At 63.8% G+C, this 22846-nt stretch carries 21 protein-coding genes; 13 read left to right on the forward strand and 8 right to left on the reverse strand.

What is annotated here, in order from left to right; translation table 11 throughout:
- Positions 1-77 precede the first annotated feature (77 nt).
- The 8 genes from A9K65_RS02000 to A9K65_RS02035 all read left to right on the forward strand — a co-directional run bounded on the left by A9K65_RS02000 (position 78) and on the right by A9K65_RS02035 (position 7862).
- On the forward strand, positions 78-1325 hold the full coding sequence (locus A9K65_RS02000; protein WP_013528269.1) for an aromatic ring-hydroxylating dioxygenase subunit alpha: 1248 nt from the start codon (positions 78-80) through the stop codon (positions 1323-1325).
- A 25-nt stretch (positions 1326-1350) separates the two neighbouring features.
- A complete protein-coding gene (locus A9K65_RS02005; RefSeq protein ID WP_013528270.1) occupies positions 1351-2451 on the forward strand; it encodes a hybrid-cluster NAD(P)-dependent oxidoreductase in 1101 nt (366 codons plus the stop codon).
- Between the two features lie 169 nt (positions 2452-2620).
- Positions 2621-3052 carry a PqqD family protein gene (locus A9K65_RS02010; protein ID WP_013528271.1) on the forward strand — a complete coding sequence of 144 codons (432 nt, stop codon included), beginning with the start codon at positions 2621-2623 and terminating at the stop codon, positions 3050-3052.
- A 48-nt stretch (positions 3053-3100) separates the two neighbouring features.
- Positions 3101-4150, forward strand: coding sequence for a serine kinase (locus tag A9K65_RS02015; RefSeq protein ID WP_064992879.1), 1050 nt, complete (start codon positions 3101-3103; stop codon positions 4148-4150).
- Complete coding sequence (locus A9K65_RS02020; RefSeq protein WP_064992878.1) at positions 4147-4905, forward strand: glycosyltransferase family A protein; 759 nt, start codon at positions 4147-4149, stop codon at positions 4903-4905. The genes A9K65_RS02015 and A9K65_RS02020 overlap by 4 nt, the downstream gene beginning before the upstream one ends.
- 55 nt (positions 4906-4960) lie before the next feature.
- Positions 4961-5713: a glycosyltransferase family A protein gene (locus A9K65_RS02025; protein ID WP_063169807.1), complete on the forward strand. Its 753-nt coding sequence runs from the start codon at positions 4961-4963 to the stop codon at positions 5711-5713.
- Positions 5713-6390 (forward strand): glycosyltransferase family A protein, encoded by a 678-nt coding sequence (locus A9K65_RS02030; RefSeq protein WP_064992877.1) that lies wholly within the window; start codon positions 5713-5715, stop codon positions 6388-6390. Before A9K65_RS02025 ends, A9K65_RS02030 begins: the two co-directional genes overlap by 1 nt.
- Entirely contained in the window at positions 6387-7862 is a 1476-nt protein-coding gene (locus tag A9K65_RS02035) for a nucleotidyltransferase family protein (RefSeq protein ID WP_027160997.1), read from the forward strand. The genes A9K65_RS02030 and A9K65_RS02035 overlap by 4 nt, the downstream gene beginning before the upstream one ends.
- A 40-nt stretch (positions 7863-7902) precedes the next feature.
- Here A9K65_RS02035 and A9K65_RS02040 read toward each other — a convergent pair whose 3' ends face one another.
- From A9K65_RS02040 to A9K65_RS02065, 6 genes are all read right to left on the reverse strand, one after another.
- Positions 7903-8649 (reverse strand): FAD-binding oxidoreductase, encoded by a 747-nt coding sequence (locus A9K65_RS02040; protein WP_013528277.1) that lies wholly within the window; start codon positions 8647-8649, stop codon positions 7903-7905.
- Positions 8646-9257: a molybdopterin-dependent oxidoreductase gene (locus A9K65_RS02045; protein WP_027160999.1), complete on the reverse strand. Its 612-nt coding sequence runs from the start codon at positions 9255-9257 to the stop codon at positions 8646-8648. The genes A9K65_RS02040 and A9K65_RS02045 overlap by 4 nt, the downstream gene beginning before the upstream one ends.
- A 148-nt stretch (positions 9258-9405) precedes the next feature.
- Positions 9406-10926 (reverse strand): DegQ family serine endoprotease, encoded by a 1521-nt coding sequence (locus A9K65_RS02050; RefSeq protein ID WP_064992876.1) that lies wholly within the window; start codon positions 10924-10926, stop codon positions 9406-9408.
- A 245-nt stretch (positions 10927-11171) separates the two neighbouring features.
- Positions 11172-11891 carry an MBL fold metallo-hydrolase gene (locus A9K65_RS02055; RefSeq protein WP_064992875.1) on the reverse strand — a complete coding sequence of 240 codons (720 nt, stop codon included), beginning with the start codon at positions 11889-11891 and terminating at the stop codon, positions 11172-11174.
- Between the two features lie 53 nt (positions 11892-11944).
- The gene (locus A9K65_RS02060) at positions 11945-13111 is read right to left on the reverse strand and encodes a diphosphate--fructose-6-phosphate 1-phosphotransferase (protein ID WP_064992874.1); all 1167 of its coding nucleotides are present in this window, start codon (positions 13109-13111) and stop codon (positions 11945-11947) included.
- A 100-nt stretch (positions 13112-13211) separates the two neighbouring features.
- Positions 13212-13979: a L,D-transpeptidase gene (locus A9K65_RS02065; RefSeq protein WP_024501964.1), complete on the reverse strand. Its 768-nt coding sequence runs from the start codon at positions 13977-13979 to the stop codon at positions 13212-13214.
- 238 nt (positions 13980-14217) lie between these two features.
- Between A9K65_RS02065 and A9K65_RS36445 the strand changes: the two genes are divergently transcribed.
- Together A9K65_RS36445 and A9K65_RS02075 are read left to right on the forward strand one after the other, a co-directional pair.
- Positions 14218-14340 (forward strand): hypothetical protein, encoded by a 123-nt coding sequence (locus tag A9K65_RS36445; RefSeq protein WP_013528283.1) that lies wholly within the window; start codon positions 14218-14220, stop codon positions 14338-14340.
- 96 nt (positions 14341-14436) lie between these two features.
- A complete protein-coding gene (locus A9K65_RS02075) occupies positions 14437-15060 on the forward strand; it encodes a LysE family translocator (protein ID WP_013528284.1) in 624 nt (207 codons plus the stop codon).
- Positions 15061-15112: 52 nt separating this feature from the next.
- Here A9K65_RS02075 and A9K65_RS02080 read toward each other — a convergent pair whose 3' ends face one another.
- The gene (locus A9K65_RS02080) at positions 15113-17902 is read right to left on the reverse strand and encodes an autotransporter outer membrane beta-barrel domain-containing protein (protein WP_084015537.1); all 2790 of its coding nucleotides are present in this window, start codon (positions 17900-17902) and stop codon (positions 15113-15115) included.
- 224 nt (positions 17903-18126) lie between these two features.
- Here A9K65_RS02080 and A9K65_RS02085 point away from each other — a divergent pair, with 224 nt between their 5' ends.
- Together A9K65_RS02085 and xylB are read left to right on the forward strand one after the other, a co-directional pair.
- Positions 18127-19449: a tetratricopeptide repeat protein gene (locus tag A9K65_RS02085; protein ID WP_027161004.1), complete on the forward strand. Its 1323-nt coding sequence runs from the start codon at positions 18127-18129 to the stop codon at positions 19447-19449.
- 82 nt (positions 19450-19531) lie between these two features.
- Positions 19532-20986, forward strand: a complete 1455-nt coding sequence (gene xylB / locus A9K65_RS02090) for a xylulokinase (protein WP_064992873.1) — start codon at positions 19532-19534, stop codon at positions 20984-20986.
- A 32-nt stretch (positions 20987-21018) separates the two neighbouring features.
- Here xylB and A9K65_RS02095 read toward each other — a convergent pair whose 3' ends face one another.
- On the reverse strand, positions 21019-21381 hold the full coding sequence (locus A9K65_RS02095) for a nuclear transport factor 2 family protein (protein ID WP_063169801.1): 363 nt from the start codon (positions 21379-21381) through the stop codon (positions 21019-21021).
- Between the two features lie 112 nt (positions 21382-21493).
- On the opposite strand from A9K65_RS02095, the gene xylA reads away from it, so the two are divergent.
- A complete protein-coding gene (xylA, locus tag A9K65_RS02100) occupies positions 21494-22819 on the forward strand; it encodes a xylose isomerase (RefSeq protein ID WP_027161006.1) in 1326 nt (441 codons plus the stop codon).
- The last annotated feature ends 27 nt before the right edge of the window (positions 22820-22846 follow it).

Raw genomic sequence — 22846 nt, forward strand, 5'->3', positions numbered from 1 at the left:
GTCCGGCACACAGCCGGCCTGTGTTTCAATCCTTCCTCCGTCACCACCAGTTCAGTCCTTAGGAACGAGGACAGGACATGGATATCCGCAACGACATGCTGAGGCTCCTGAAGGGGCGCCGGCAAGGCTTTTCGCTGGAGCAGCCCTTCTACACCGATCCGGACTACTTCAAGCTCGACATGGAGCTGATCTGGTATCGCGACTGGCTGTTCATCGGCCATGATTGCGAACTGCCGAAGCCGGGCAGCTACATCACCGTGCAGGTCGGCGATTATCCGGTCGTCCTTGTCCGCGACCAGCACGGCAAGATCAACGCCTTCCACAATTCCTGCCGCCATCGCGGCAGCCGCGTGTGCAACACGGAGAAGGGTACCGCGGCAAAGCTCGTCTGCCCGTATCATCAGTGGACCTACGAGCTGGACGGCCGCCTGCTGTTTGCCCGCCAGATGGCCGACGGTTTCGACAAGAGTGATTTCGGCCTGAAGCCGGTCGCCTGCGAGAGCGTCGGCGGCTACATCTTCATCTGCCTGGCCAAGGAACCGGCAGATTTCGCGCCGATGCGGGCGATGATCGAACCCTATCTTTTGCCGCACCGGCTGCGTGAAGCAAAGATCGCCTTCGAGAGCACGATCGTCGAGAAGGGCAACTGGAAGCTGGTCTGGGAAAACAACCGCGAGTGCTACCACTGCGCCGCCAATCATCCCGAGTTGTGCAAGACCTTCCCCGAGGCTCCAACCGTAACCGGCGTCCATGGCGCCGACAGCGACCCTGAAATGGTCGCACACTGGGCCAGATGCGAGGCATCAGGCTTGCCGAGCAAATTCCGCATCGATCCGGCAGGGCAGTACCGCGCCACCCGCGCGCCGCTGCTGCGCGATGCCGTCAGCTACACCATGACGGGAAAACGGGCGGTCCAGAAGAACCTGTCCGACAGCGTTTCAACCGACCGCATCGGCTCCTTGCTGCTCTATCACTATCCGACGACCTGGAACCATATCCTCGGCGACCACGCCGTTACCTTCCGCGTGCTGCCGATCAGTGCCACGGAAACCGCGGTGACCACGAAATGGCTCGTCCACAAGGATGCGGTCGAAGGCGTCGACTACGACCTCGCTGAGCTCACCCATGTCTGGACCGAGACCAACGACCAGGACCGCCGCATCGTCGAGGAAAACGCCTTCGGCATCCTGTCGCCGGCCTATGAACCAGGCCCCTATTCGGAGCTGCATGAGGGCGGCGTGATCCAGTTCGTCGAGTGGTACGCGTCGTTCATCGGGCCGCGCCTTGCCGAAGGCGGCCGGCCGGCCCTGCGCAGCGTCGCCTAGCCCAGGGGACAAGAGGATGAATGCGATGACGGACCTTGGCCTCTATCGCCATCTCGACCAGATGACGCCCTGGAACGACAGGCTGCAGGTGCTGGAAGTGATCGGCGTCAGCGACGAAGCGCCTGACGTGAAGACCTTCACCTTCCGCTCCGACAACCAGACCTGGTTCCGCTACAAACCGGGGCAGTTCGTGACTCTGGAACTGCCGACATCGGACGGGCCGCTGATGCGCACCTACACGCTGTCGTCCTCGCCGTCGCGGCCGTTCTCGATCGCGGTGACGGTCAAGGCGCAGGCGGGCAGCACCGGTACGCGCTGGATGTTCGACCATCTGACGCCCGGTTCGCACGTCAAGGCCTATGGGCCGACCGGCGACTTCTCGCTGCACAGCCACCCGGCCGCCAAATATCTGTTCATTTCGGCCGGTTCCGGCGTGACGCCGATGATGTCGATGCTGCGCTGGCTGAACGACTGCGCCCCATGGACCGATGTCGGCTTCGTCAACTGCGCGCGCCGCCCGGAAGAGATCATTTTCCGCAAGGAGCTCGAACTGCTCGGCAGCCGCATGCCTGGGCTGTCGCTCGGCTTCATGATCGAGGAGCGGTCGAGCCGCGAGGGCTGGTTCGGCCATATGGGCCGCATCGACGCGATCCGGCTGCCATTGCTGGCGCCCGATTTCCGCGAGCGCGAGATTTTCTGCTGCGGCCCCGATCCTTTCATGCGCGCCGTGCGCGGCATGCTGGACGCCGCCGGCTTCGACATGGCGAAATACCATCAGGAAAGCTTTGCCGCGCCTGCCGTGGAGGAGATCCCGGCGCCGTTCTCGCCGCCGGCGGAAGACGGCGCCGCTGCCACCGTGGAGGCCGTGACACCGATCCGGTTCTCGCATTCCGATGTCGATGCCGAATGCGTCGCCGGCCAGACGGTGCTGCAGACGGCACGCGCCTCGGGGGTGCGGATTCCCGCCGCCTGCGAGTTCGGCCTGTGCGGCACCTGCAAGGTGAGGAAGGTCGCGGGCGACGTCGAGATGAGCCACAATGGCGGCATCCTCGATCACGAAATCGAGGACGGCTTTATCCTCGCCTGTTGCTCGAAGCCGCTTTCAGCGCTTGAAATCGAGGCGTGACCGGCAGGCACGGTCAGAGACTGTCCATGCCCGCGCGGCCTGCAGCTGCGCTCGCCCGGGCCTAAGCCATCTTGCCAAAAACCCTGCAAATGGTTAGACGCCTGCAACGGTGGGGTTGACCGTAGGGCCCGAAGATCATCTCCGCGGCCTGCTTCGGCGGGGAGCAAACATGCGACAATCCGGCGTATATGCCATTGCCAGCAAGGATATCGTCTTTGAATCCTTCGATGGCGAAGCCGTCGTTCTCGACCTGACCACCGGTAAATATTTCGGCTTCTCTGATTCAGGCAGCAGGCTTTGGGATGCACTGTCGTCCGGCGTGCCTGCCTCCGAACTGGTCGGCGCCGCGACCGGAATTGGCGCCCTCGATGCCGCCGCGATTGACGGCTTTGTTTCACAATTGCTCGAATTCGGTTTGCTGGCGGCCGCAACCGATGGCGTGGCAAGACCGGTTCCCAGCGAATTGCTGGCTCAGCTCGCCGCTGCCGGCGAGCCCCTCAAGGTCGACATCCATGACGACCTTGCCGACCTCATTGTCGTCGATCCCATCCACGAGGTCGAGGAGCCCCTCGGCTGGCCCGCGGTGAAGCAGGCCAACTGAGGCGCCCGCCAGGCTCTCGTTGCCGGACAGCTCCGGAACAGGCAGACCATGCCAAACGTCACTCTCGAAAACCTGACTGACTACGCACGTCATGTCCTGGCGCAAGCGCAGAGCAGCGCCGCGCATTATCCACTGACCTGCAAGGTGGGCTTGCCGCATCTGGAGTTGACCGCGCTTGTGAGTGCCGGCGCGTTGGCGGATGCCTTCGCTCATGGCTTTGTCACGGCTCCGGACAACCGAGCGCCTGCCGACCTCTGCCGCATCTTCGTCGCACATCCCGGCATTGACGGCATCGCGGCACCGGCCAGATGGGGCCAAGGACCCTTCACACAGCATGGCTTCGCCACAAGGCTGGCGGAAGCCGGATTGCGCGGCAACCATTTCCATGACCTGGATTTCTGGCAGTTCTATGATCCGCAACGTCGCGTTGGCGTGCAATTGATGGCCTCGGCCGATGCCTTTCCACCGTGGGAGCCGGGAGCGCCGCTGCGCCCCTTCCTCCATTGGGAATATGCGGCACGTGGCATGCGGCTGGCCCATGCGGGGACGCTCGGCACCAAAGGCAGGGGCGTACTGCTGGCCGGCGCGGGCGGCGCCGGGAAATCCGGGACCGTCGCCGCCGGCCTCCTCCACGGGCTGGACAGCGTCGGCGACGATTATGTGCTGGTCGACCTCTCCAACGGCGTGACTGCCCGCCCGTTGTTTTCAACACTCAAGCAGGATCCCCAGGGATTCGCGCGACTTGGGCTGAAGCACCGGCTGAAGGCGCACGGTCCGCTCAACTGGCAAGGCAAGCATGCTTTTCACATTGACGACATTGCGCCACGGCCGGTGCCCGAAACTCTGGACATCGTTGCGCTGGTGGTGCCACATATCGGCGGAGGCGGGGCAAGTTCGATCGTGCCGGTGTCGCGCAGGGATGCCATGATTGCCTTGGCGCCGTCCGGCATAGCGCAGATGCCGGGCGAGCGGGAGAGCGGCTTTCGCTTCTTCAGCGACCTGACCCGCCTGCTGCCGTGCTATCGTCTGTCGCTGGGGACGCAGCCACAGGAGATAGCCGGCACGATTGCGGACTTTCTTGTGCGGGGCGCTTCGTGAAACTGAGCGTGATAATGCCCGTCTACAACCGTGAGCGCTATGTCGTTTCGGCATTGCGCTCGCTGGTGCGGCAGCGGGACGCCGCCGATCTCGACATCATCGTCATCGACGACGGTTCGACCGACGGCTCTGCTGAGGCCGTACGCTCGATGATGCGCGAAAACCCCTGCATCCGACTCTTCCAGCAATCGAACATGGGCGTGGCCAGGGCGCGCAACGCCGGGCTGCGGCACCTGCCGCCGGATGCGGAGTTCGTGTCATTCCTGGATTCTGACGACATCTCGCTGGCCGGACGGTTCAAGGCCGATCTCGCCCGCTTCGAGGCTACCTCCGGGCTTGAGCTAACCTATTCGCTGATGACGCTGGTCGACCGGATCGACGACGAGAAGCTCGAGCCGAAGGCGGACTGCTGTACCATGACGCTTCGCGGAATTTCGCTGAGCACCGCTCTCTTCAGTCGAGCGCTTGTCGATCGCATCGGCCATTTCGACGAGGACTTTGAGCAGTCCGAGGACACGGATTATCTGTTGCGAGTCTTCGAAACCGGTCCGCGCTACGAATTGCCGAACACCGTCGCGATCTACTACCGACGCCGACGCCACGCCGGAAATGTCACCAAGGAACATAGCGGCAGGGTCCGCAACCACTTGCGTGCAATCCACAAGTCGATGCGGCGGCGCAAGGCCGATCCGTCACGGCGAGAGGTCCAGGGCATCTTCGAATTGAAGAGTCCCGCCGATTGGCGGATGCCATGATGCTCGACACAATCGGCTCGGATCAGCCAAGCCCGCAACGCTGCTGGAGACGCCGATGAGGCTGAGCGTCATCATGCCGGTCTACAATCGCGAACAATTCGTTGGCCTGGCGCTGCGCTCGTTGCTCAGGCAGCGCGAAGACATCGATCTCGACATCATCGTCATCGACGACGGGTCGACCGATGGCTCGGCAGCCGTCGTACGGTCGTTGATCGACGAGGCCCCATGCATTCGTCTTTTCCAGCAGATCAATGGCGGGGTCACCAAGGCGCGCAATGCCGGGCTGAAGCAGTTGCTGCCGCAGACGCGTCTGGTGTCGTTTCTCGATTCGGACGACATCTCCCCGATAGGCCGCTTCAAGGCGGATCTCGCCTGCTTCGAAGAGGATCCTGGCCTCGAGCTGACCTATTCGCGCATGACGCTGGTCGACAAGATAGATGGCGAGACACTGGAACCGGCCGCCGACAGCCACTCCATCACCGTGCGGGGGATCCACCTGTCCGCCGGGATCTTCGCGCGAGACCTCATCGAGCGCACCGGTGGTTTCGACGAGGATTTCAAACAGGCCGAGGACACCGACTATCTGTTGCGTATCTTTGAGAGCCAGGCAAAATACGTTATGCCCGATACGGTGGCTCTCTATTACAGGCGTCATCCCGGCAACATGACCAAGGAAGCCGATGTGCCCTTTCGCGAGTTCATGCGCGCCATTCACAAGTCGATGAAGCGTCGCAAGGCCGATCCCAGCTTGCGCCGGGTGGAGGGGATCTTCGACTTCAAGGATCTCGCGCAGTGGCGGTTCCTTTGATGGCAGGCTACGGCGTCGTCATTCCGGCTTTCAACGCGGCCGCCACCATAGGCGCGGCCCTGAACTCCGTTCTGGCCCAGACGGCAAAGGCGGAGGCCATCGTCGTGGTCGACGACGGTTCGACCGATGATTCGGCCGCGGTGATCGATGCGATGAACCTGCCGGTGACGGTGCTGCGACAGGACAATACCGGACCCGGCAGCGCAACGACCCGTGGCATTGCGGCACTCTCGACGCCGCTCATCGCGACGCTCGATGCCGACGATTTATGGTTGGCGGACAAGATCGAAAAGCAGCTGGCCTATCTCGACCGTCATCCCGGGACAGCGGGCGTCTTTACGCATTGGCGGACGTTTCGCGGCGACAGCCCCGATTTGCCCGATGCGGCCAGTGGAGCGGGCTGGTCGCGCACGACGATGATGATCCGCCAGGAGGTGGTGCAGAGCGTCGGTCCCATCATCGATCCACCAGGCGGTCGCGGCGAGATGATCGACTGGATCGCCCGGGTTCGTGAGGCAGGCTTTGTACTTGCCATGCTCGACGACGTGCTTGCATTGCGCCGCATCCGTCCGGGCAGCCTTTCCTACGGCCGCGATCCGGCACGCGACCGGGGCTATATCCAGGTCGCAAGGCTCGCCATGCAGCGGCGGGCCCAGAACAAGGCGGGCTCCAGTTGAACGCCAGGCCTGTTCGCCGCATCAGCCGCCGCTTCCCGGACTATGGCTGGTCGTGGCCCACCGGCCAGTTGGACCTGTTGCTGAAGGCGGCGCTGCTCTCCGATGAGGACGCAGCCGCTGCCTGCGCCGCGCGCTGGCTCGACGAGAACGACATCGACCTCGTCTCGTTTCGAGAACATCGTCTGCTCGCCGCCATCTCCGACAGGTTCGGCAGAAAACTGGCCGGGCATACCGCCCACCCGCGCCTCGTCGGCCTGCAGAAGATGCTGTGGACGAAGTCGCGCATGGCGATGCGCGAGGCCGAGCCGGCGCTGAAGGCGATGGCCGACGGCGGCGCCGACATCATGCTGATCAAGGGCGCCAGCCGCATTGCCTTGAACGCGTCGGCGCAGCGTGGTCGGGTGGCGCATGACATCGACATACTGGTGCGCCCGCGCGACATGGCTGCCGTCTTCGACATCTTGCGCGACCGCGACTGGCAGATCGCCTCGGGCGTCAGCGCGCAATATCTGCGAACCCGGTTGGCGTCGCTGCGGTCGATGAATTTCTTCAAGGGCCGTTTCGGCGACATCGACCTGCACCAGCTCGGCTATGATGGGTCGCAGACGAGCGCGGAAGACGACCTGGCGATCTGGCAACGGGCGGTCCCGGCACAATTCAGCGGCGTCGCGGTCTTCGTGCCATCGCCGGCCGATCGCATGGCACTGGCCATCGCCCATGGCGGCCTCGACGCCCACACCCACAGCGATTGGCTTGTCGACTGCGCGGTCGCCATCCATGCCGAAGACGTCGATTGGGGGATGTTCCTCGACATCGTCGGAAGACGCGGCCTGGCGGTTCCAGCGGCGGTGGCGTTATCCTATCTGGCGTTCGAGATCGGCATTCCGGTGCCGGAACGGACAATGGCCAGAATCTTCGAGATGGCCGACCGGGCTGGCCTGTCGCGTTGGTCGTCGGTTCTGCAAGCCAAGCCGCGCACGGATTTCGGCGGTCTGGTCTGGCTGTCGCGCGGCCTTGCCAAGCAGTTGCGCCTGAAGCGGAAGAAGGGCCGGTTGCAGCAGGAGCCGCCCGCCAAACCCTGGCGCGGGAGACCGGCCGCGGGCAAGCCGCAAGCCGCATCGGCGCCTCTGGTGTTTTCGCAGGCCATCGCCTGTCCGCAAACGACCGGCGACATGATGCTCGACATCACCGTCAGGATCGGCGTTCCGCCGGTCCGGCGCCGCATCGAAATGGAGATCAATGACGGTGGCGAGCATATCGCTCGCCTGCGTGCCGTGGCTATCAGCCGATCCGGCAGGGAACGCGTGCTGCATTTTCGCGGCAAGGTGACGCTCGACGGCGCGCGAGTTGCCTTGACGCTCGAGGCGCGACCATCGCGACAGTTTCGCGAGTGGAACGACGCGGCCACGGTGGCCGCCTATGGCGCCTTGCCTTTCCAGTTGCTGTCGGCGGGTTTCTTGCCGATCGGCTGAAGGCGAATCCGACGAACCTTTCTCGCAAGGCGGCGTCCGCTCAAACTCCGTAGCGTTCGGTGCGGATGATTTCGGCTGCAACGCCGGCATCGATCAGCGCCTGGGCTGCCGCGGAAACGAAGGCATTGGAGCCGCAGACGAAGGCGAGACCGGGCGGCTCGGGCAGCCGCGCCATGGCTTGCGCCATCATCGCGACGTCCACCCGCCGCGCATAGTCGGCCGGGCGGCGTGCGGCTTCGCGGGTCAGTGTCAGCACCAGCTCGAAGCCGTCCTGACGCTCGTCGAGGGCGATCAGCTCGTCACGAAAGATCACTTCGTCCCAGACCCGGACCGAAAAGACCAGGACGACGGGCACCGCTGAATTCCGTGCGGCGCGGTGGCGGATCATCGACATCAAGGGCACGACGCCCGAACCGCCGCCGACCATCACAAGCGGCCCACTCTCATCCTTCGGCCAGACGAAATGCCCGCCAAGCGGCCCGCGCAGTTCGATTTCGTCGCCAATTGCCGCGACTTCGTGGAAGAAGGGCGAAACCTCGCCATCGTCGAGTTTTTCGATCGCCAGTTCGATTGCGCCATTCGTTTCGGGCGCGGAGGCGATGGAATAGGAGCGGCGCGCCTGATAGCCATCCGGCGCCGTAAGCCTGACGTCGACATGCTGCCCGGCGCGATAGGCGAAGGGCCGAGACGGCTGAAAAAAGAAGCTGGTGACACGCGGCGTGCGCTTTTCTATGCGGACGATGCCGGCTGTTTGCCAGGGCGACTGCACTGCCGCCGTATCGCTCATGGATCGTCCGTGTAGCGTTGCTCGCGCCATGGGTCGCCATAGATATGGTAGCCGCGCAATTCCCAGAAACCGGGCTCGTCGCGCGTGGTGAATTGCAGGCCGTTCAGCCATTTGGCCGACTTCCAGAAATAGAGATGCGGCACCAGCAGCCTTGCCGGGCCGCCATGATCCGGCGTGATCGGCTTGCCTTCGTAGAGCAGCGCGACCATGGCCTTGCCGGCGGTGAGATCCTTGACCGGCACATTGGTGGTGTAACCGTCGAACGCGTGCGCCAGCGTGAAGCCGGTCGGCGGCTCCACACCCGCGTCGGCAAGGATATCGTCGACCAGCACGCCCTGCCACGGCGTGTCGAACTTGGTCCATGCGGTCACGCAATGGATATCGCGCGTCATCTTGGTCAACGGCAGCGCGTTGAACTCGGCCCAGTTCCATTTCTTGATCGGCCGTGGCCCATGTTTCAGCGTGAAAAACCAATCCTCGGTGCGCACGCGCGGCGTCGGACCGGCCGACAGCACCGGAAAACCCTGTTCCAGATATTGGCCGGGCGGGATGCGGGCATCGTCATCGGTTGGCGGGCGCCGTCCTGAAGAGAAACCTCGGGTGACCATCGCGGCAATCTCCTGCATCGGGCCGACATCAGCCTGATGCAATGTTCTCGAAGATGTCGTGGCGGGCAACCAAAATCTTGACGGGCGGAGGCCGGAGGGGATCGTCGCCGACGAACCCTGCCGGTCCCGTTCACGTCAAGGCCATTACTCAGCCATTGGCAAAAGGCACCGCGATGTAGATCTGAGCGTCGCCACGCTCGACCAGCAACAGCACCGACTTGCGGCCAGACTTGCCGGCTTGCGCGATTGCCTGGGTTACCTGCCTGGCGTTCTTAACCGGCACCTGATTGACGGCAACGATGATGTCGCCGGCCTGTATTCCGGAAGCGGCGGCGGCTTTGTCGGGATTGACGCTGGCAACCACCGCGCCGTGCTGCTTGCCGGCTAGGTTCATCTGCTGGCGAATGTCGGGCGTTATATCCATCAAGCCGAGCCCTATCGCCGGAGCGCGCCCGGCACTGGGCGTGTCGGACCCGTCATCCAGCGACGCGGTCTTCGCATCGGCGCTGTTCTGGCCGACATCGACGGAAATCCGCATCGGCTTGCCTTTGCGCCAGACATCGACCGTTTCCGTGGCGCCCGGCGCGACATCGGCGACCGCCCGCGACAGGTCCTTGGGGTCCTTTACCTCCTGCCCGGCAAAGCTGGTGATGACGTCACCCGTCTCGATGCCGGCCTTGGCCGCCGGCGAGCCGTCATTGACCTCTGAAACCAGCGCGCCGCCGGGATGGTCGAGCCCGATGGCGCTCGCGACATCCGGTGTCACCTCCTGGATCTGAACGCCGAGATAGCCGTACTGGATGGAGCCGCCCTTCATCAGCTTGGCCACCACCTTCTGGGCCTGGTCCGACGGAATGGCAAAGCCGACGCCGACGCTGCCGCCATTGGGCGAATAGATCGCCGTGTTGATGCCGACGACATTGCCCGCGACATCCACCAGCGGGCCGCCGGAATTGCCGTGGTTGATCGGCGCGTCGATCTGGATGAAATCGTCGAACGGCCCGCTATGCAGGTCACGGCCGCGCGCCGAGACGATACCTGCCGTGACGGTGGTGCCGATGCCGAACGGGTTGCCGAAGGCCAGCACCTGGTCGCCTGGCATAAGCTTGTCGGAATCGCCCCATTTGACGGTCGGCAGGGGTTTGTCCGACTTGATCTTCAGCACGGCGAGATCGTTCTTGGCATCGCGGCCGATGAGCTTGGCCGGAAGTTCGGTGCCGTCGTCGAGCGTCACCTTGATCGAAGAGGCCCCATCGATGACGTGATTGTTGGTGACGATGGTGCCGTCGGAGGCGACGATGAAGCCGGAACCCAGCGCCTCGGCGCGCTGCGGTTGCTGTTGCGGCGGCGTCTTGGGCGTCGGCATGCCCTGGTCACCGAAGAACTGGCGGAAATAGTCGTCGAAAGGCGAGCCGCCGTCGAAAGGAGAGGCATCGCTCATCGTTTCAGGCTGTGCCTTCATGACGGTGGTGACCGTCACCACCGCCGGCTTGTCGGCGGCCACGATGGGTGCGAACGAGCCATTGGGCGCTGTGATGCCGGCGACAGGTGTCTGGGTCGTCGGAACGGTGTTGCCCGCGCTTTGGGCGAAAGACATGACGAAGGGGGATATGATCAGCGCAGCGCCCAGCAAGGCCGCGACGCGATGCCTACGAAGGATATCTGACATGGTCGTTTGTCCGGGCGAGAGTTGATCCAGCGCCGTGGCCTCCCATGCGGGAAATCGGTCATCGGCGTGTCGAGGTTGCAATTGCCCGTCTCGCCTACATGGCAGCCAACCGGATCGACGGCCTTGCATCTAGGGCGCGGATTGGCCCGATTTAGGGTTTTCGGGCGACCTTACGAAGATTTAATATCCGCACGGCGGCAGGGTCACAAAGTCGTCGGGTCACGCCTTGCTGCCTCGCTGGAGCCTCAGCCACCGGCGGTTCGTCCGAGATAGGCCGTAGCAATCTCGCGCATGCGCTTGCCGTCGAAGCTCGGTCCGTGTCCTCCATGACCGATACGGATCGGCAGGTCGAGCAGGCGCCGCATCGTACTGATATAGGCGGCCCGGTCGGAATCCGGCAGGTCGTCTATCAGCATGGCGTCGTAGATGGCATCGCCGCTGAAGAACAGTCCGTCGGCCTCGTCGAACAGCGCGATCGAATCCGGTGAATGGCCCGGCAAATGCAGCACGCGAAATTGCCGGTCGCCAAGATCGACGACATCGCCCTCGTCCAGGGTTCGCGTCAACGGCGCGGGCGGGATCCTGTAGTGGGCCGACTTCCATCCGGGCGCCGGCAGTTTCGAGACGGCACCCTCGAGGTCGTGGAACATGTAGGCGTAAGTCGCGGCCTCATCCATGGTCTCGAACCGAGCCGCGCTCATTCTTGGCCCGGCCCGCAACGGGAATTCATGCAGCGAGCCGACGTGGTCGAGATGGATGTGGGTGGCAACGACCAGCAACGGCTTGCCCTGCGGCGTCTCGATCTGCGGCGCCAGCGGACAGATGCCCATACCGGTGTCGACGAGCAGGTCGGCATCGCGACCGCGCAGATGCCAGATATTGGCCCGAACATAGGCATGCACGAAGGGCTCGGTCAGCATCGTCGTCTTGCCGTCGACCACGCTCCTGCTGAACCAGCTCGGCATCAAGTGTGAGTCCGGCATACGAAGTGAGCCGGGCATCAGGTGTGAGCCCGGCATCAGACGAAGGGCTTCCCGACCTTGTACTTTTCCGGCACCAGCCGCTTGAGATAGGCCATGCCGGCATCCGACAGCTGATTGACGTCGGGCTTCATGAAATGGTCAGGCATGTGGCGGGTCTTGCCGGCGACGTTCTTGAGCGGCACTTTCTTCAGCACCGTTCTGGTGCCGTCATATTGCAGCGCCACCGAGCCGCCGCCCTGTTCGGCGACGGTGACGGCGAAAGCGCCAGCATCGAAAGCCTCCTGCGCGTCGACCGCGCTGATGGCGCCGATATAGCCGCGCGGCATGTAGCCGAGCGCGTCGACGCGGGCACGCTTGCCGGGCAGGCCTTCCGCCAACGCGCGCTCGAGTGCGGCCGGCAGATCGCTGCCCGACAGCTTGACGTTGCCATGCGCGTCGCGCTCAAGCTTGTCCGGCGGCACCAGGCTTTCGACCAATGCCTTGCCGTCGGCGGTGCTGACGCCTTCCGAAACGGCGACGATGCAGCGCTTGTGGCGATCGAGCGTGGCACGCACGTCGTCGATGAAGCCAGCGGCCGAGAACGGCCGCTCGGGCACGTAGACGAGATGAGGGCCGCTGTCGGAGTCGAGCTGCCAGGCAGCGGCAGCCGCGGTCAGGAAGCCCGCATGCCGGCCCATGACGATGCCGACATAGATGCCGGGCAGCGCGCGAAAATCGAGATCGACGGACAGGAAGGCGCCGGCGACGAACTCGGCCGCCGAAATGAAGCCCGGCGTGTGGTCGTTTTCCTCGAGATCATTGTCGATGGTTTTTGGCGCATGAACAAAGGCAATTGAGCCGCCGGCGGCGTCGGTCAGGATCTGCTGGGTACCCGACGTGTCGTTGCCGCCGATATAGATGAAGGCGTCGGCGCCGGCCTTCTTCAGGCCGTTGAGGATGACATCGCAATAGGTGGCGTCGGGCTTGTCGCGCGTCGAGCCGAGGGCGGCGCTCGGCGTGCCGGCAATCAGCCGCAGGCGGTCTTCCGGAATGGCGGAAAGGTCGACATAATTGCCGTCACGGATGCCGCGCACGCCATGGATCGAGCCCAGCACCTTGGCACCGGGATGCCGCTTGCGGATCTCCAGCGTCGCCCCGACAACCGTCTGGTTGATGACGGCGGTTGGGCCGCCGCCCTGCGCGATGACAAACGTTCCAGCCATGCTTGATTTCTCCCGGCGCGATGGTTTTCAAGGCACCTTGGCCTGTCTTGCCGCATCGCGCAACGGGAGTTTCGAGCGGCGCCAACACGCCGCATAAGCGTCAGACGACGACGACCGGATTTTTCTTGGAGACGCGGCTGTAGAGGTCGATGATGTCCTGGTTGATCAGGCGCACGCAGCCCGACGACATCGCTTGCCCGATGCTCCACCATTCGGGCGAGCCGTGGATGCGATAGCCGGTGTCCTTGCCGTCCTGGTAGATGTAGAGGGCACGCGCGCCGAGCGGATTGGTGAGGCCGCCGGGCTGTCCGGCCTGCCATTTCACCAGTTCAGGCTTGCGGGCGATCATCTCCGGCGGCGGCGTCCAGGTCGGCCATTCCCTGCCGTACTGGATGTTGGCGCGGCCGGACCAGCGGAAACCGTCCTTGCCGATGCCGACGCCGTAGCGAATGGCATCGCCACCCGGCTGGACCAGATAGAGCATGCGCTCCTTGAGATGGACGACGATGGTGCCGGGCGCCTCGCCTGTCGTGTCGACGACGATCTGGCGGCGGAATTCCGGCTTGACCTTCAGATATGGCACTTCCGGCACGTTGAAGCCGCCGTCGGTCAGCCCGGCATACATGACCCCGGGGCTGGTGACGTTCTTGTCGACGCTGATGCTTGGCCGGATCGGCCGCACGGAACCCGTGGTGACGTCGTCGAGCTCGAGCGCCGGCAGGCCGCCGCCCGAGGTCGAGCAACCGGCGGCGCTCAGCAGCGCAAGCGCCCCTGCCCCGGACAGGATGGCGCGGCGGGAAAGATGATGATCGGTTTCGATTGCGTCGCCATTTCGCGGCGGCGTCAGACCTTGCGGCAACTCACGCATATACCCAGACCCTACGCTGTCGGCGGGAAGCACGGTCCGGCCGGATAGCGGGCATTTTCCTCATTCATAGTTGATAAAGCGTGAAGACCTTGCACAGCCTGCATTTGCGCATGGCCTTGACGATGTTCGACCTTCTTGCCTGAACTTGAGCGCAGGCTGCTGCACAAAAAGACCTCGGTCGAGTCATATTCCCGGCGCCGGCGTCTCCTACTCCTCGAACCATCAGCGAGGGGCCTCCATGTGCAAGACCTTAAAAACCGACATCAAGCTTTTTGCCGCTGCCATTGTCGCGGCGGCTACCGTTCTCGGTGCCAATGTCAGCCTGGCCGATATCGTGAGCACGCTGAGCGGCGCGAACTGACACCGATCTGCCGCAGGCGCAGTTAGGGAAATCGCCTCTTTACATTCTCCCGGGCCTAAGGATTTATCCTCTTCTTTAAGCTCAAAGGAGACGAGCATGTCCTTCGAAAACTGGGCCGCCTTCGCTGCCGCATCGACGATCCTTCTCATCATTCCGGGACCGACCATCCTTCTCGTCGTGTCCTATGCGCTGGGCCAGGGCTGGCGTACCGCTCTGCCGATGGCCGTCGGCGTGGCGTTGGGGGATTTCACTGCGATGACGTTGTCGATGCTGGGTATCGGCGCGCTGCTGGCGGCCTCGGCGACCGTCTTCACCATCCTGAAGCTGATCGGCGCCGGTTATCTGATCTATCTTGGCGTGAAACTGTTTCGCGCCGGCGGCGCGTTGAAGGCCGAACCGCGCACCGACGCGGTCTCCTCGGCCAAGATGATGGCGCACGCCTGGCTGGTCACCGCGCTCAACCCGAAAAGCATCACGTTCTTCGTTGCTTTCCTGCCGCAGTTCCTCGACCGGCACGCCGATTTCTGGACGCAGATGCTGATCTTCGAGACGACCTTCCTGGCGCTCGCCTTCGCCAATGCCTTCGGCTATGCGCTGATCGCGGCACGCGCACGCAACGTGGTGCGCAATCCCAAGGCGATCCGCATCTTCAACCGCACCGGCGGCACGCTGCTGGTCGGCGCCGGCATCGCCACGATGGCGATGCGTTCCAGCAATTAAGCTGTCTTTTTGATCATGATCCCGAAACTGGTTTTCGGGATCATGACCGGCCTTACCATTTGACGCTGAAGCCCAGATTGCCTTCGAGGATCCGACGCTTGTCGCCACCGAGATTGGTGGTGTAGTCGCCGGTGGCGAAGATGCTGACCTTGTCCGTCACCTTGGCAATCACGCCGCCGCCGAACTCGAACGAGGTCGATCTGCCCTCGGTCGAGATGTCGGTGGTGTCGAAATTGACATGGCTGGTGCCGCCGAAATCGTGCCAGATGTTGGCCTTGAGATACGGCTGCAGCGCCATGCCATTGATCGCTGTTTCGCCTTGCAGCCGTGCGCCGAGCCGGCCGGTCACGCTGCCGTCCGTATCGAAGGAAACCGAAGCAAAGCGGTCCGACGCATCGTCGAGCGACAATTGCTGCCAGACCAGTTGCGCCTGCGGTTCAAGCGTCCAGCCTTGCGCCAGCGCGATGGGATAGCCGCCTTCCAGCGAAGCGGTGACGCCGGTCCCGCCGACGTCGATGCCAATGTCGCGCGACGATGTTGCGTTGCCGCCGAAGAAGGTGGCCATGAGGACGCCGTCCAGGTACCAGCCACCCTGACCGATCCGGGTCCAGTAGCCGCCGATACTGGTGCCGTTGATATCCATGCTGCCGACGGACAGATTGTCCCTGCCCAGCGCCTGGCCGCGCACGTCGCCATTCATGCTGGCATAGGCGACGAACAGGCCGGCGCGATCGGTCTGGCCCGACGCGGTTTCGCGGCCGAACAGATCGAAGCCCGCCTGGAGGCCGAACAGGGTGCCGTCAAAGGACGGCGATACCGTTCCTGAATAGGCCATCTTGCTGTCCTGACCGAAGATGCGGCCCCAGACCGGCGACAGCTCGGTGTTCGACAACAGGCTCTGCTCGCCGCGCCGTTCGTGGAATGTGCCGAGCGTCGTCATCGCCAGATGTTCGGCGACCGGCGGCAAGGCCGAATAGACCGGAACCTCGATGCGATAGAGCAGGATTTCCTCGCCCGCCGCCGGTGTCGGCAGGTCGGGCACCTCAGTTGGCACCACCGGCGGCGGCGGGGGCGGATCCGCCACTGGTGCCGGTGGTGGTGCCGGTGGTGTCGCGGGCGGCGGATCGGTCGGCACGACCGGCGGCGCCGGATCAACCGGATCGGGATCGCCGGGGGTGGATTCCGGCGGAGGCGGCGGCGCAGGGTCGATGGGCGGCGGCGGCGGCGGTTCGGCCGCCGGCGGCTCAGGTGCCGGCGGCGGAGCAGGCTCCAGCGCCGGCGGGGCTGCGGCCGGCGGGGCCGGCGTGTTCAGCGTCGAGCGCAGGTACCAGTTCTCCTCGCTGCCGGCGCTGACGCCGCCCTTGAACAGATAATATTCAAAGGCCCCGGCGGCGACCGGGGCGTCGAGCGCGAATGTCGTGGCGCCCGAGGTGGCGCCGTTGATTGCCTGGATGACCATGATGCCGTCCTGCGTGGTCGCAGCCCCCGCGCCGCCGAGATTGACCACGGAGATGCCGGTCGAACCGGAAGCCGTTCCGCTCGACAGGACCAACTTGTCGGATGCGGAGGAATCGTCACCGAGCTCGGTCTGGATAAGCAGCAGGCCACCCAGGCCGACATAATTGCCCGAAATCGTCAGGCTGTCGGTGGCGCCGGTGCTGCCATTGGTCAGGTCGATGCGGCCGGCATTGGTGACCTGAGCCAGCTGGCCTGCCGTAAACGCCTGGATCGCCGCATTGAAGCCGCCGCCATAGAGCGTGCTTGCGGCATCGACACTGAGCGAACCCGTGCCGGTGCCGCTGTCGCCGAGCACCAGATTGCTGTCCATCGTCAGCTGGGTGTCATTGGTGGCGTCGATGCTTTCCCAGTTCTGGAGCCGGCTGACGCCATCCAGTTTGACGTTGTCCAGGGTCAGCGCATCGGTGCCGGCACCACCTGATATGGCATCCGTGGCACCGAGATTGGCGTTGGTGAGGTTGCTGAGCCTGGCGGTGTCGTTATCGCCGCCGAGATCGACGGAACCATAGACGATGCCGCCACCGTTCCAGACGAAATTGTCGGCGCCAAAGCTCATCAATATATCGCCACCGACCGTGCCGCCGGTGACCGTGACGCTGTCATTGCCGCCGCTGACGCTGATGTTGCCGCCGATGGTGCCGCCCGACAGGATGATCGTGTCCTTGTCGAAGCCAGTGACGAGGTTGCGGTCGATGGTGCCGCCTGACATGTTGAAATAGTTCTGATCGAGCTTCATGTTGACCCGGCCGATGCGGCCACCGGTCATCACGGCGTGGTCGCCATCGTCGAAGAAATCGACGATGCGTCCGCCGGTCATGGTGAAGGTGTCGAGGCCGTCGCCCTGGTTGAGCGAGCCGATCTGGCCGCCGCTCATGTTGAAGTCGTCGATGCCGGCGCCCTGCTGGACATTGCCGGTGACGGTGCCCGCGCCAATTTTGAAGAAATCCGTGCCGCCACCCTGATCGACGGTGCCGGTTATGGTGCCTGACTGCATGTCGATGCGGTCCGTGCCGACGCCAAAGGTCACATTGCCTGATATCTGCCCGGTGCCGCCGGCGGGAAAATTCAGCGTGTTGTCGCCGTCGAGATCGGTGAGGCTGCCGCCTGAGTCGCCGCTGTCACAGGTGTAGACGGTGTTTCCGGCGGATGGAGCCAGCACGCATGCGGCAAACGCGGCGGAGTTGGGCAGCAACGCAAAAGCTGTAGTTGAGAGGATGCTAATAAGCCACGGATGTAACGGATGCGGCTTTCGCCATTGCGAAGCAATTGTCACCTGCGCATCCGCCGAACGACTGTTCGGAAGCGAGTTCTTCACATGCCGCATCGCGTCCCCTCTCGATTCGCGATTTCCAGCCCCCGCCAGCCGCCGCAATGAAGACACAATTCATTCAATTTTACAAAGCCTAATCTGCCCCGCATGGTTGCTAAACTGCAAAGACTACTGAAAGGTCTGGCGTAGCGCACGGTTGGCGTGTCCGTGGCCTATGCTTTAGGATCGGTTTGGGCCGAAGGATCAAGGGCCTGTCACGGGTCGATAAAGGACATCGCATGGCAATCAGGGACGCATTCGGCCTGGCACTTTCAGGCGCGACGGAGGCGGGATTCACGCCTTACAACCAGGCAGTGCGTGAACTGCAGTGCTTCATCGGCGATCCCGTAGCCTCCGTCGACCGGGCCATCGCGGAAGATCCCGGCTTCGTCATGGCCCATGTCTTCAAGGGATATCTCTTCGGCCTCGCCACCGAGCGGGAGGCGACGGCCGTGGCCAAGGCTTGCCATGAGGCCGCACTGCCGCTTGCCGCGACCACGCGCGAGCGGGCGCATGTCTCGGCCCTTGGCCATCTCGCCAGCGGGCGCTGGCATGAGGCCAGCCGCGTTCTCGAGGACATCACCATCGAGACCCCGCGCGACGGGCTGGCGCTGCAGGTCGGCCACCAGATCGATTTCTTCACCGGCAATGCCCGCATGCTGCGCGACCGCATCGCTCGTGCCCTGCCTTCGTGGCAAAGCGGCATGCCCGGCTACCACGCCATGCTCGGCATGCAGGCTTTCGGGCTGGAGGAAATGGGTGACTATGTCAGGGCCGAGCAGCTTGGCCGCGAGGCAGTCGACATCGAGCCGCGCGACGGCTGGGCGCAGCACGCCGTCGCCCATGTCATGGAGATGCAAAGCCGGCAAAGGGATGGCATTGCCTGGATGCGCGCCAATCCGGAAGCGTGGACACGGGAGAGCTTCCTGCAGGTCCACAATTGGTGGCACCTGGCGCTGTTCCACTATGATCTCGGCGAGACCGACGCGGTGCGGGCCCTCTATGACGGCCCTATCTACAGCGTGCAATCGACGATGGCGCTCAACATGGTCGATGCCTCGGCAATCCTGTGGCGGCTCCACCTCGGCGGCGTCGATGTCGGCGACCGCTGGGCGGCGCTCGCCGCCAACTGGGGCAAGGCGGGAGCGGGCCTTTATGCCTTCAACGACGCCCACGCGATGATGGCCTTCGTGGGTGCCGGGTTAGATGCGCCGGCCCTCGCCTTGCTCGAGGCTCAGCGCGAGGCCATGCGTGGCAGCGACGACAATGCGGCTTTCACGCGGGATGTCGGCCATCCGCTGACGCTCGCCATCAAGGCATTCGGTGAGGGCAGCTACGCCGAGACCGCGCGCCTGATCCGGCCGATCCGGGCGATCGCACATCGTTTCGGTGGCAGCCACGCCCAGCGCGACGTCATCGACCTGACGCTGATCGAGGCGGCCTTGCGCGCCGGTGAGGGTGCGCTGGCCAAGGCGCTCACGGCGGAGCGTTCGATGGCGCGGCCCGACAGTCCGCTGTCAGCGCTGTTTGTGCGACGCGCCGCCGATTTGTCGGAGAATTGACCCGAAGCGGATCTTGTTTTAGAAACTGGCCAAGCCAGATTTTTTCGAGACCCGAAAAAATTAACTGGCGTGGGAGGAAGACATGTATCTGGGCCTCGATCTCGGGACGTCGGGCGTCAAGGCGCTGCTGATCGATGCCGGGCAAACCGTCATCGGTTCCGGCCATGGTTCGCTTGATGTTTCACGGCCGCACCCCGGCTGGTCGGAACAGAATCCCGAGCACTGGATCCGGGCCTGCGAAGACGCAATCGCCGAGCTCAAATCCTCCCATCCGCATGAACTCGCGGCAGTCAAGGGCATTGGCCTGTCCGGCCAGATGCATGGCGCCACGCTGCTTGACGCCGCCGACAAGGTGCTGCGCCCCTGCATCCTGTGGAACGACACGCGCAGCCATGCCGAGGCCGCCGTCCTCGATGCCGATCCGCGTTTCCGCGCCCTGACCGGCAACATCGTCTTTCCCGGTTTCACCGCGCCGAAACTGGCCTGGGTGAAGAACAACGAGCCCGCTGTCTTCGCCAAGGTCGCAAAAGTGCTGCTGCCCAAGGATTTCCTGCGGCTCTGGCTTTCGGGCGAGCACATTTCGGAAATGTCGGATTCTGCCGGCACGTCCTGGCTCGATGTCGGCAAGCGGCGCTGGAGTGCGGATTTGCTCGCGGCGACATCGCTCGATGAAAAGCAGATGCCGTCGCTGGTCGAGGGTACGCAAAAGGCAGGCGCATTGCGCAGCGAATTGGCATCGAAGTGGGGCGTCCAGGCCGGCATTCCGATCGCCGGTGGCGCCGGCGACAACGCGGCCTCGGCCTGCGGCATGGGCACGGTTGGCGCCGGCCACGCTTTTGTTTCGCTCGGCACGTCGGGTGTGCTGTTTGCCGCCAACGCTTCCTACCTGCCCAACCCGGCTAGCGCGGTTCACACCTTCTGCCACGCGCTTCCGAACACCTGGCACCAGATGGGGGTCATCCTGTCGGCAACCGATTCGCTCAACTGGCTGTCGGAAATCACCGGGAAGAGCGCCGGCGAGTTGACCACTGAGCTCGGCGACACATTGAAGGCGCCGAGCGGCGTGTCCTTCCTGCCATACCTCTCGGGTGAGCGCACGCCCTACAATGATTCCGCCATTCGCGGCGCGTTCACCGGGCTGGCGCATCAATCGAGCCGTGCCGTGCTGACCCAGGCCGTGCTGGAGGGTGTAGCCTTTGCCTTCCGCGACAGCCTCGAAGCGCTGGCCAAGGCCGGCACGAACTTGACGCGGGTGACGGCGATCGGCGGCGGCTCGCGCTCGCGTTACTGGTTGAAGGCGATTGCCACCGCGCTTCAACTGCCTGTCGACATTCCCGCCGACGGCGATTTCGGCGCCGCCTTTGGTGCTGCGCGGCTCGGCCTGATCGCGGCGACGGGTGCCGATCCGCTCGAAATCTGTACGGCCCCGAAGACGGACGCAACTATCGAACCGGATGCGGCGCTCGGCGGCGCCTATGCCGATGCCTATCAGCGCTACCGGGCGCTGTACCCGGCAATCAGGGTCGCCACGGCGTGAGCGGTCTTTCGCCCACGCCGCGGCTGTCCGGCTCACTGCGCCGGCACCTTGTCGAGAAAACCGGTGACGCTCTTGAGGCGGCCGTTCTCGATGATTCCGATGTCGGTACCTTCGATCACCGAAGGCGTCCCCTCAGGTCCGAGATTCCACGAGAAGCGGATCTTGTCGGCAAAACCGTCCGGCGTACCCTTCAGCGAGAACCGGAAACCGGCAAAGCGCTGCTGCACGCCGTCGATCAGAGCCGCGACGCCTTCATGGCCATCACCCTGCATGAGCGGATCGCGGTAGCTGACGTCTTCCGTGAAGGTCGCCTTGAGCAATTCGGCCCGGCGGCCGGCATCGCTTTCGTTCCAGGCGGTGATGTAGTTTTCAGCGATCTTGGTGAGGTCGGTCATGGTCTGTCTCCTTCGTTTGGTGGCTTTGACATGACCCTTTTCAACCAGCGCCGGCGTGAAACCAATTACGCCTGAGGTAATGGCGTCAGAACTTTGTGAGAGGACAGAAATCATGAGCAGTGGATTTTTCGGCGACATCCAGAAGATCAAATATGAAGGGCCGGATTCGACCAATCCGCTGGCCTATAGGTTCTACAATCCCGATGAGGTCGTCGCCGGCAAGCGGCTGGAAGATCATCTGCGCTTCGCCGTAGCCTACTGGCACTCCTTTGCCTGGCCGGGTGGCGATCCGTTCGGCGGCCAGACTTTCGACCGGCCGTGGTTTCCCAAGGCCGGCGGCGTCGACACGATGGAGCTGGCAAAACTGAAAGCAGACGTCGCCTTCGAGATGTTCTCGTTGCTCGGCGCGCCCTACTTCTGCTTCCACGACGCCGATGTACGGCCGGAAGGCAAGGATTTTTCCGAGAGTGCGGCGCGCCTCGATGAGATCGCCGACTACTTCGCGGGCAAGATGAAGCAGACCGGCGTCAAGCTGCTTTGGGGCACCGCCAATCTGTTCTCCAACCGCCGCTTCATGTCGGGCGCGGCCACCAATCCCGATCCGGATGTCTTTGCCTACGCGGCGGCGACGGTAAAAAGCTGTATCGACGTCACCAAGCGGCTGAAGGGCGAAAACTACGTGCTGTGGGGCGGGCGCGAAGGCTATGAGACCCTGCTCAACACCGACCTTGCGCGCGAGCAGGAACAGGCCGGCCGGTTCCTCAGCATGGTCGTCGACTACAAGCACAAGATCGGCTTCAAGGGCACGATCCTGATCGAGCCGAAGCCGCAGGAGCCAACCAAGCATCAGTACGATTACGATGTCGCCACGGTCTACGGCTTCCTCAAGCGCTTCGGGCTGGAGAAGGAGGTCAAGGTCAATATCGAGCAGGGCCACGCCATCCTGGCCGGCCATTCCTTCGAGCACGAACTGGCTCTGGCCAATGCGCTCGGCATTTTCGGTTCGATCGATATGAATCGCAACGACTACCAGTCGGGCTGGGACACCGACCAGTTCCCCAACAACGTACCGGAAATGGCACTGGCCTACTACCAAGTCCTGCAGGCTGGCGGCTTCAAGACCGGCGGCACCAATTTCGACGCCAAGCTGCGCCGCCAGTCGCTCGATCCGCAGGACCTGCTGATCGGCCATATCGGCGGCATGGACTCTTGCGCTCGCGGCCTGAAAGCTGCGGCGCGCATGGTCGAGGACAAGGCACTGTCGGCGCCGCTGGCCGAACGCTATGCCGGCTGGAACACGGCCGAGGGCAAGGCGATGCTTGCCGGCAAGCGCACGCTTGAGGATATCGCCGAGCGTGTCGTCAAGAAGAAGATCGAGCCGCAGCCGAGGTCCGGCCGCCAGGAACTGCTGGAAAACATCGTCAACCGCTACGTGTAGGGCGAGCGCCGCTTCATCTTTGGACCG

The sequence above is a fragment of the Mesorhizobium sp. WSM1497 genome (genome assembly GCF_001672455.2).
Classification (GTDB): domain Bacteria; phylum Pseudomonadota; class Alphaproteobacteria; order Rhizobiales; family Rhizobiaceae; genus Mesorhizobium; species Mesorhizobium ciceri.